Origin of the sequence: Bradyrhizobium huanghuaihaiense (assembly GCF_007830635.1) — a bacterium.
GTDB classification, from domain to species: domain Bacteria; phylum Pseudomonadota; class Alphaproteobacteria; order Rhizobiales; family Xanthobacteraceae; genus Bradyrhizobium; species Bradyrhizobium huanghuaihaiense.
The window spans coordinates 36932-46896 of sequence record NZ_VLLA01000041.1; the positions used below are offsets into that span (position 1 = coordinate 36932).

The 9965-nt window shown below is 59.0% G+C and carries 9 protein-coding genes and 2 pseudogenes; 6 read left to right on the plus strand and 5 right to left on the minus strand.

Annotated elements, in window-relative coordinates; all coding sequences use genetic code 11:
- Nucleotides 1-396: 396 nt before the first annotated feature.
- The 4 genes from IQ16_RS40870 to IQ16_RS40885 form a co-directional block, all read right to left on the minus strand.
- Nucleotides 397-615, minus strand: coding sequence for a hypothetical protein (locus IQ16_RS40870; RefSeq protein ID WP_125459388.1), 219 nt, complete (start codon nucleotides 613-615; stop codon nucleotides 397-399).
- Nucleotides 616-656: 41 nt separating this feature from the next.
- Nucleotides 657-2210: a phosphomannomutase/phosphoglucomutase gene (locus tag IQ16_RS40875; RefSeq protein ID WP_049801880.1), complete on the minus strand. Its 1554-nt coding sequence runs from the start codon at nucleotides 2208-2210 to the stop codon at nucleotides 657-659.
- A gap of 196 nt (nucleotides 2211-2406) precedes the next feature.
- Nucleotides 2407-2976 (minus strand): helix-turn-helix transcriptional regulator, encoded by a 570-nt coding sequence (locus IQ16_RS40880; protein WP_016848068.1) that lies wholly within the window; start codon nucleotides 2974-2976, stop codon nucleotides 2407-2409.
- A 359-nt stretch (nucleotides 2977-3335) separates the two neighbouring features.
- On the minus strand, nucleotides 3336-3761 hold the full coding sequence (locus IQ16_RS40885) for a hypothetical protein (RefSeq protein WP_223153798.1): 426 nt from the start codon (nucleotides 3759-3761) through the stop codon (nucleotides 3336-3338).
- A gap of 315 nt (nucleotides 3762-4076) precedes the next feature.
- Between IQ16_RS40885 and IQ16_RS46145 the strand changes: the two are divergent.
- From IQ16_RS46145 to IQ16_RS40920, 6 genes and pseudogenes are all read left to right on the plus strand, one after another.
- Nucleotides 4077-4595, plus strand: a pseudogene (locus IQ16_RS46145) (terminase small subunit); the annotation flags it as partial.
- A gap of 21 nt (nucleotides 4596-4616) precedes the next feature.
- Nucleotides 4617-4751, plus strand: a complete 135-nt coding sequence (locus IQ16_RS47420; RefSeq protein ID WP_016847164.1) for a hypothetical protein — start codon at nucleotides 4617-4619, stop codon at nucleotides 4749-4751.
- Nucleotides 4752-5042: 291 nt separating this feature from the next.
- Complete coding sequence (locus IQ16_RS40900; protein WP_016847165.1) at nucleotides 5043-5273, plus strand: hypothetical protein; 231 nt, start codon at nucleotides 5043-5045, stop codon at nucleotides 5271-5273.
- A gap of 762 nt (nucleotides 5274-6035) precedes the next feature.
- Entirely contained in the window at nucleotides 6036-6317 is a 282-nt protein-coding gene (locus tag IQ16_RS40910; RefSeq protein WP_011090974.1) for a hypothetical protein, read from the plus strand.
- Between the two features lie 181 nt (nucleotides 6318-6498).
- Nucleotides 6499-6688, plus strand: a pseudogene (locus IQ16_RS47030) (hypothetical protein).
- Nucleotides 6685-6879 (plus strand): hypothetical protein, encoded by a 195-nt coding sequence (locus IQ16_RS40920; RefSeq protein WP_011090973.1) that lies wholly within the window; start codon nucleotides 6685-6687, stop codon nucleotides 6877-6879. Before IQ16_RS47030 ends, IQ16_RS40920 begins: the two are co-directional and overlap by 4 nt.
- Before the next feature lie 1199 nt (nucleotides 6880-8078).
- Here the strand turns inward: IQ16_RS40920 and IQ16_RS40935 are convergent.
- Nucleotides 8079-8276, minus strand: a complete 198-nt coding sequence (locus IQ16_RS40935) for a hypothetical protein (protein WP_028144135.1) — start codon at nucleotides 8274-8276, stop codon at nucleotides 8079-8081.
- Nucleotides 8277-9965: the final 1689 nt, after the last annotated feature.

Here is a 9965-nt window from a genome sequence, read left to right on the forward strand (position 1 = left end):
AAACCGACTGAGCTTCAGGTCAGCTTGGTTGTCCGCCTAAATGCTGTCCGCCAACGGCGCGCAACTGAGGATCGAAGTCGACAGGTTTTTGACGACAGTTCAGGCGGCCTGAGCGAACTAGAAGTATAACTGAATCATCGGGATGAAAGCCTCCCACCTATCCAAGTTAAGGCCTAGCTGCCCGCCTTGCCTTTCTTCTAATCCGCAATTCCTTTTCTGCTACCGATTTTCGGGGTAACTCAATCTTACCCAACTTCAGCGTGAAAGGGCGCTTGAGACCAAAAAATGGCGATTAGCCTTTCAGTACTACGGCCCCTGGAAGAGGAGGGGCGCGCGGATTACGGGTCGAAGAGCCCAGGAGGGATTAATGCCAAGGACGCACGCCGTTTTTCGCGGCTATTCGATGAATCTTGCCCGAAACGCTCTCATCTGCTCCACCCTTCTGGCGCGAACGGTTGGATACAGCGACTGGGGCGGTGTCATCCCCGCTAGGGATTGTCCCGGAAGCATGACGCTGGCAGCAATTACAAGCGCGCCAGAACCATAGACGAGATAGTTGTTGGAGGAGTTTGAACTGAGCGTGGTCGTGCCTGAAGAAACAAGATTGGTTGTCACGGCTTGCTCCAAATAGATTACGGAAACTTGGACGAGCTTAATTAGTCAAATTCGGTATCGGTCCTCGCCTGCCGGATCGGCCCAGCAAGGCCACCTTGGATCCTCTGATTGTATTCCCCAACCGCGGCATGCGTGCGCAGCACGCTGTTCACCATCTCGAACATGTCGTGCATGCGCTGCTCGGAGACCGGGCTCTCGACCACGACGACGAGCTCGGGCTTGTTCGAGGACGCGCGCACCAGGCCCCAGCTGCCGTCCTCGACCGTGACGCGTCCGCCGTTGACGGTGACGAGATCGCGGATCGCCTGGCCGCCGATCCTGGCGCCCTTGGCCTGCAAGCCTTCAAAATGCTTCACCACCTGGTCGATGACGCCGTACTTGGTCTCGTCGGCGCAATGCGGCGACATGGTCGGCGACGACCAGGTTTTCGGCAGCGCGTTCTTCAAATCGGCCATCGACTTGCCCGGCGCGCGGTCGAGCATGTCGCAGATCGCGAGCGCCGACACCAGGCCGTCGTCATAGCCGCGCCCATACGGCTTGTTGAAGAAGAAGTGGCCGGACTTCTCGAAGCCCGCGAGCGCACCCGTCTCGTGGGTGCGGCGCTTCATGTAGGAATGGCCGGTCTTCCAATAAGCGACCTTGGCGCCCTGCTTCTGCAGCACGGGATCGGTGACGAACAGGCCGGTCGACTTCACGTCGACGATGAACTGCGCGTCCTTGTGGATCGCCGACATGTCGCGGGCGAGCATCACGCCGACCTTGTCGGCGAAGATTTCCTCGCCGGTGTTGTCGACGACGCCGCAGCGATCGCCGTCACCGTCGAAGCCGAGACCGACATCGGCCTTGTGATGCAGCACCGCATCGCGGATCGCGTGCAGCATCTCCATGTCTTCCGGATTCGGATTGTATTTCGGGAAGGTGTGGTCGAGCTCGGTGTCGAGCGGGATCACCTCGCAGCCGATCGCCTCCAGCACCTGCGGCGCGAACGCGCCGGCCGTGCCATTGCCGCGGGCCGCGACGACCTTGAGCTTGCGGGTCAGCTTCGGACGGCTGGTGAGGTCGGCGATGTAGCGCGCCGGATAGTTCTCGTGGAACTGGTAGGAGCCGCCGGCCTTGTTCTTGAATTCGGCGTTGAGCACGATTTCCTTCAGCCGCGTCATCTCGTCGGGGACGAAGGTCAGCGGGCGGTTGGCGCCCATCTTCACGCCGGTCCAGCCATTGTCGTTGTGCGAGGCCGTGACCATGGCGCAGCAGGGCACGTCGAGGTCGAACTGCGCGAAATAGGCCATCGGCGTCACCGCGAGCCCGATGTCGTGCACCTTGCAGCCCGCAGCCATCAGGCCGGAAATCAGCGCATATTTGATCGAGGCCGAATAGCCGCGGAAATCATGGCCGGTGACGATCTCCTGCTTGACGCCGAGCTCCGCAATCAGCGCGCCCAGCCCCATGCCGAGCGCCTGGATCCCCATCAGGTTGATTTCCTTCTGGAACAACCAGCGCGCGTCGTATTCGCGAAAACCCGTGGCCTTCACCATCGGCTCGGATTCGAAGGCATAGGTGTTGGGCAACAAGACGGATTTCGGCTTGGGGAACATTGAGACAATCTCAGAAATGCGAGGAATTGACCGCCGCCATAGCGAATGCCCAGGCCGAGGTATCGCGGGCATCACACAATGGACAAGGTAGGCTTGTTGGCTAAGTCTTGGTCAGCTTTCCGTCATCGAAAACCAGGAAACGTTGACCTGCACAGCGAGAAGAATGCAGCCGGCCGGCCAGTTTGGATGGGCGGGGTTATAGAAGCCGGGACAATAGCGAGACTAGCTCAGCTTGCCGCCTGGTCCCGGTTCGCAAAAAGACAGCTTTCAGATGGTTTCGCGCTGTCCCCGACGAAATGTTCATATAAAATGCAATTTCTTCCAGCGACTTTCCCTCCACCAGCAGCGATGCGAGACGAGCCTGCGCGGGAGTCAATCCAAAGATCTCCATGACAGAGCTCTGCGAGACGCGAGGTATTTCATTCAGATCAGTCAGGATCAGAAGGGCGCCCATGTCCGGGAGGAGGGGATCGCCTGCACTTTCCCAGTCCTGAACGATGGCATCAATGACAATCGGCCGGCGCTGACTCCGGGTGACAACTGTTTGCAAGGTGCTACGGCCCGGTTTGCCAGACAAAAAGCGGACCTGAGTGATCAGTCGGTCCAGCCTCAGTCGTGACTGAGCATCCGCTGCAAACAGACGCCGTCCCTTCACCGATAGATCGTCATCGAAAAGCTTCGACGCGTTGTCGTTGACAGCCGCCACGAAGCCATTCTGATCGATCAAAATCGCAGGCCGGCCCAATAGATCAAGCGTACCAATCATACTGGGCCGTTCCCCACGAGCGATGCGCAATTCACTCGGGCAAAACAAAGCTCCTTTCGGACCTGCCCCCGTTCTCTCGTCACCCTCAAGCATAGCAACAGTTCAAAAAATGGTTCGCATAACTAATGCTGAAAACGCCATCGTCCCATGTCTCAACTTATAGCTGCGTGCGTCAAAGTGGACAGTCCCATTTGAGATATGTTTCGCACTAATTTCTAGAGTTTCAGACTGAGTCCGTAGGCTACGGACCTTTCGGGCGCGCGATGAATAAGCGCTCGCTGCGTTTGCCCGTTCGAATTCAGCGCTTCTTCGCCGGCATTCGAGCTGCGCGATCGATGCAAAAGTGAAAATCTAACTAGTCATAGGAAGAAGCCGCTGATCTTCGCAGTCCTGCCTGCACAAATCCGGCGAACTTTCCCATTTTTGTGCTGAATTTGATCACGGCAGGCTCTCTTGAACGCGCCTCCTGATTTTGCCTCGCGCCGCGAACCCTCTAACGCAGAGCGGGCTTCACCCTGAGTGGCTCCGGGCTCTGGTACGCCACTGCTTTCGATCTCCCTAGGAGGCGTAGATGCCTTTGGGAACTTGAAAACCAAGGGAAAAATAGCCGAGACTAGCGCGTCGAGAGCACATCGCTCCTCGGACAGACGTCTTTCGACATACTGGCGGTCAAGCCCCGCGACCTCTGTTTCAAGCAAACGGCGATAGCGGTGGATGCGGTTACGGTGGGTTCGCATGGCGGCGAGCGTTTCGCTGATCATCGGCAGAATCTCATTCGAAATCAAATCCTCTCCTCCTTAACCGCGTGCCTGCGGTGGAGCATAGCTGACTCCGCGGAGCGCTGTGATTTGATGTCCTTTCTCTAGGGACAGCCCTGAAGGGTCAATTGGGTTCGTAACGCGCCGCTTCTGTACGTAACGTACAATGAATCCAGCGGGCGCCGTCCGGACAGTGAATATGGCAAGCCAGATGTTGCGCCCTGTTCTGCCGAAAGCAAGACATTCTGAGGGGCGCGCAAAGCCCGATCGCTAGCTGAGAGCTGTTCGTTTGCCCGAGGCACTCACGGGCCCTGCTCGTCATCGTCGCCGCTAGCCGATGAAGCTGAAGCCGACCTTGCTGACCTGTACGACGAGCGCGGCGACCTCAAGCCCATAGACGCTTGGCCGGAAATTTGGCGGCAAGGCCTCGTTGCCGGTGTCGAGATCGACGCGCTATACGAAGGGGCGGGCGAGGAGCGTAGGCAAGTCGGTCACGTCAAGAAGATCAGGTTGAGTGATCGACTGCGCCGCCTGGAGCTGATCGGCAAGCATGTTCGCGTCAATGCGTTCCAGGAGCGGGTTGAGTTTAGCCTGTTGGAAGGACTGGGAGAGCGCATCGATCGCGCCAAGGCTCGCGCAGCATCTCTTCCAGCGCTTCCGGCTCCGCCGATCGTGAAGGTCGCGTCTGCTCCTCTCCCTTCGCGTGTAGAGCAGCCAGCGCCAGCCGCACCACCTGCGCCGCCGTCACCACCACCGCCGCTGCCGAAGCCGGCTTACAAGCCGATCATGCCCGCGCCTGAACCCGCAGCACCGTGGCCGTCGTTCGGCGGCTTCGCTGCGACCGACTACGATCCCACCTAGCAAAAAACGAAATGCTCCATCATGGCAACAATCGCTGCCAACATCGCCACCATCCAAGCCCAAGCCGCCGTTCTCGACACGCTAATTGGGCAATTTGCCGCCGCCAAAGCGTTGATCGACGCGGCCGAACTCGACATTCGCAGTCAGCAAGCCTAAGCGTGGACTTGCACAGGTTTCGCTGCGCTGTCTGCAATCACGCACTTACGACATTCGCAGCGCATGAAGATTCCATGCATTCCAATGGCCGGTGGCTTCAAGGCGATTTGCGCCCACCGAAGTAAGCCGCGCTGCAAGTCGTGACCGAAGGCGAGACGCCGCGGCTGCCGGAAGGTTTCAGGGTCGAGCTCGACAAGGACGGTTGGCGGCACTGATTCGCGCGAAGCGCCGATGGCCTCAATGCATCTGCCGCTCTGACTGATCTTCACTAATCCGCCAGCCGCGTAGGGCATGACCATGTCCGATGACTGGACCAAACGAGCGACGAACATCCTTCGAGAACTTCATGCTGCCGAGACGGAGCTAATCGGCAGGGGGGCTATCCTGACCGACGGTAAGGCGGGGACGGTTGATCACGTCTTCCTTGACGAGGTGCACGGGCTCCGGATCTCGATCGGTGGCCACGACGGCAAGTGGCCGATTTCGACTCTGAAGCTTCTAGACTCCGGTTTCGCCAGATAGCGCAGGCGGTGTCAGCCCGTGGCAATGACCGATCAAGGCTGGGGCGCCCGTTCGAGGATGATCCGATCGAGGTAGACGGGCGCAAGCTGGGGGGTGGCATCATGTGGGCCTTGCACCTCGGAGGGCCGACACCAGATGGCGGGCCACTGCGCAAGAAGGGCAAACCGTGCAGGGTGATCCGATGAGCCAAATAAACCAGACCGGCCGTAGGATTATCTACGTCATGATGGTGGTCGTGGTGCTGGTGGTCATCTGGCAGATTCTCACGCCGCTTTGAGAAGGCCCGCCAGATAGCTTGTCCGCCCGGTCACCGTCCGCGGTGATCACTCGGTGACCGGGCGCCCAGCGCGGTGCGCGGCAGCGAGGCGGAGCCTGGCCGAGTAAGCCAGTCACAGTTTACCTGGAGTGGCAGCCATGATGCAGAACGTTGTAGCCGGATGCGTCGCAGTGGCTTTGATTATCCTGGCCTTGATTGGCTTCGCCCAAACGCACCGTGAATGTTGGCACGGGCACGTGCTCCTAACCCATGAGCCCTGCGGATCCGTCAGCCCTTCAATATAGGAACAACCATTTTCCGCTGATCTGGGCGCGGGACCGAAGCCCCGCGCTCTCGTCGTTCACCGCCTCGGCCGGCGGGCGCAAAACCGCTGTCGATCGCAGTGAGCGCTTTTCCACACCCACGACGCGCAGTAGCTCGCGCGCGGTCCGAGCCACCAGTAATCGATAATTTGACTGTCGCCCGCGCAGCGGTTGGATCTCGGCATGCCTCACCCTGCCCGCCGCCACACGCCCACGCACGCCGAGGGTCGGCCAATCAAGATCACCTTTGGCGAGATGCGCGAGATGGGCTTGCGCGGCGTCCTCATGTATTGCCCCTGCGGCCGTCACGTTGCGCTCGGCACCGATCGCTGGCCCGACGATGTTCGGCTGTCAGATGTCGAGCCGCGCTTCGTCTGCACCGCCTGCGCCGGGCGCGGCGCAGACGTACGACCGGATTTCAACTGGAACGCAAAAGGGCCGATCGGCGACATGGGCTATCGGTAGCCACCTTAAAAACGGCCCCGGCCATGGGGGCTTTTGAAGTGTGGAGGCCGGGGCCGTTGGAGGTGACCTTGGCGGTAATGGGGTCGCCAGGTGGTGACGAGCATAGGAAAAACCGGCAATCAGTTCTGTCCACTTGTGCCCAAAGCGGTATAGTTCCTCATCGGGAACGGAACCGGTCGCAATGAAGGACATGCAGGCTCAGTTAGAAAAGCTCCGCACGGATGCTGCCGAGTGCGCCTTGATCCGCGATCTTGCTACTGAACCCAAGAAGCGAGATGTTCACAAGGCTGGCCGAGCATCTGACAGTTCTGGCCGACGAGGTTGAACGCGCCATTGCTGCCGCGAGACCTGAGCTGAAGCGGAAGGAATGACGGAACGAGGCTGGGGTCGGCGTTTCGAGGATCCGATCACGATCGGCGATCGCATACTGGTGACGCAGCTCGACGCCGGCGAGTACATCGCCGCGTCGCCGAAGAAAGAGCACGCCGCATCGGAATGGCAAGCCGCGATGAAGGTGGAGGCCCGAGTATGTTTGCCAGCATCGGGGTCATGCGGGCATTGAACCGCCACCACGTCCCGGAGTTTAACCCGAAGGGCAAAGAGCCTCACTGGGGCCGGCGCAAGCTGAAGAGGGACCAATAAGGCGCCGCCAACTGAGGCGGCCTTACTCTCTCACAGGATGCAAGTCGGACGGCTGTACGGCGAGCCGATAAGCAATCTCCCGGGAGCCGTCGAAGACCTCTAGGACGCGCTCACAGATCAGGCACTTGTAGTGCCCGGCGTTGCCCTTGCGGGATTCAAGTTCGATCCGGCGAGATCCCGCCGAACAATCAGGGCACGTCACGTCGCCTTTCTTCATGTGACAGTTATGATGCAGGCTACCGCAGGGGTCAAAGGTTAGTGTTTGCCCGACGGAACGCAGCTGGGACCAGTACGCCCCGAATGGGAAAAGCCGCAGCGTGGTTCCAGCCCCACTGCGGCATTCCCGGAATAACAAAAAAATTAGTGCTCAAATCGCGCCGGTGTTCCTTCAGTAGAACACCCCGTTCCGAAAATGGAGTCCGGACAACTACCGGACTTCGGTTTTCTACGTATTGTCACTTGGAGGGCCGACATGGCTGGGCATGGCAATTCCAGCCCCAATGCTCCCGGTTGCCGATCCAATTGCGGATTTGAGCGCCGGGAGTGCTAGGCCCACCAGCGTGAACCGGCGCCCACCGTAAATTTCCCAAGGTCAAAAAAAAGAACCGCCGACCTTGGTAACTAAGGCCATCAGCTGAGGCTGCTTACCTCTGCTCGTTCCTCGCACGGGAAGCCAGTCTATCCAGCTGGCCAGCCAAACCCACGAAACTTCGGGCGATGTTTTTCAGGGCGGCGGCGCGATCCTTGGAAATGCCGCTCACGCCAGAAAGTCTCTTGTAGTGGTTAGCCTGCTCGCGGCACTCAGCAATGTTGATCAATGGCTCAGCCTTCCTGTTGCCCGCGCGGGACGTGGGATCGCCTTTCCCCGCTGGCTTGCCTTCTACCATGTTAGGCCCTTAAATCAGGTTCGGACACTGGGTTAGATACGGACAGCGCCGGCTCGAGTTTTGAAAAGGAACACAACGGTGGGCGTCTATGTGAACACCGCCAAGCAGGTCGGCGACGTCGATCACATCAAGTCTTCGCGACGGTGGACGCCGCGGAACGATGGTTCGAGGAGAACGACCCGGAGGGCGTCGCCTTCGAATACGATGTGATCGAGTGATGTGGAGCGGATAATCAGCGCCACATCGTTGGTGGGTTCAAGGCCTTGCGACCCGCCGCTTTCAACGCGTCGGTTGAGAGCTGTCCATGTGCCGCAGCATCGAGCAGCTTCGAAGCAACGTACGCTCTGGCGCCCGTTTCGCTTACAGGAATATTTTCGCAAACTTCGTCGAGCACCGCCCTGAGCAGCGCAGTCATTTCAGCATCAAACACGCCGAACTCCCGAAATTGAGAGGATCCTGAACGCTGCACAAGCGGAATATATTCGCTTGGCAGCGTTCGCCGCGTATTCCGGTCTGGGCTCCGAAATCCCAGCGCCTACAAAATTGGCACCTGTACGTCAAAGTAATGTGACAGCTTCCTCGGCCACATCAACGGGCGTTTGCAGGGCCTCCCCAAAGGCCCTTACCAAGGAGGATAGAGCGCGACGAACAGCCCGAGGCCGGCAAGAAGTATTGCCCACGCGACGGCCTGACGATTGCGAAGCGAGCCACGGTTCATTTGCGAGCCTTCTTACGAGACTTTCGCGTAACCGAGGCCGCAGGATTTGACCCGTCGAACACAATGACGTCGAAGAGCGTCTTCGCGTCATCGGATAGGATCCCCAACCAACATCGCTTCTAATTCGGCGGCTGTCGTTGGGACAATCCCACCATTCGGCCGAACAGGCATAGTCGACACTTCATCTCAGAAAAAACCAAATAGCCTCCCATAGGCCCGGGCGACGGGCTCGGTGCCAGGCGTCGTGCGTCGCTCGCTGTCGGGGCGTCATCGCGGCCAGGCGCTCGGCGCGCTGTTTGGCATATCTCTGTTGCTGCCGAACCTTGCGGTTGAACCGCGTCGCGCCGGCAGGTGTTGAGGCGTCCCCGTACTGTGGCAGATGCCAAGCCTTTCCGATCCGAAACGACAGATACGCATGCCCCTTGACGACGTTGCGCTCGACGTTTGGTGGCAGTTTGCGAGGCATGGCCTACCTCTCCCAACCAACATCGGCGTCAACGCCGGTCGCGTGCTCTTCCCCGTGGTGAGGCAGAGCGTCGATCGCGCTCGAGTTCGCGAACGTCCCAAGCCAGTCGTCTCGTACCCGGAATGACCCGCGGCTTGGGCATGCTTCCCGCCGTCACGAGAAGGTCAAACGTGTTCGGGCTAACCCAGGCATATGCTGCGGAGGCCTCACGATCGATTAGGCGCGGCGGCAGAGTTGGCGGCAATGCAGCTTGACGTGCCACTACCGCTTCTCCCCATCCTCCATTTCGAGAGCGACTGCCCCAACTCGGAGATCGGCTGCTTTTAATGGCGGCATTCCGCCGCTTCGCGGCGCTGACGACAGAAAGAGCATTGCGGTCATCATGCCAATGATGTGCAAACAGGTGTGTAATATGAATGGCCCTCTGGGGCTATCTAGCTGATTTTATTGTATTATTTTCTTTAAATGGCGCTCCCTAGCGGAATGTAACCACAGGTAATGATGAGATTTCCTATTATATTTCAATATGTTAAAATCTTGCCGTTTCGACGTGTATCTACGCGGTGTATCTACTTTTTGGGTCGGTAGCCGACTCGGCTACCGAAACTAACGAGTCGATGAGGGGCGGTAGAGCGCAAACCCATAACTATACAACTTGTAACAAAACTTGATTTGACTTTTCGTATTGCGGTTGAGGTCCCGTTCTGCTATGTACCACTCATGGCGACGTTGCGCGATTCGAGGGCGCGCCCGTGACTGCCTGACGGACACCTTGTCCGTCATCGGCTCATAGCCGAGGTAATGCAGCCGCTCAGCGGCAACGCTAACCGAAAATTCCCACACCCATGACCACTTTAAATGCGTCTGCGGTTACCGCTGATCGCCTTGACGCGGCCCTCGACCTCAGAGCTGGCCCCGGTTGTTTGGACAGCGCC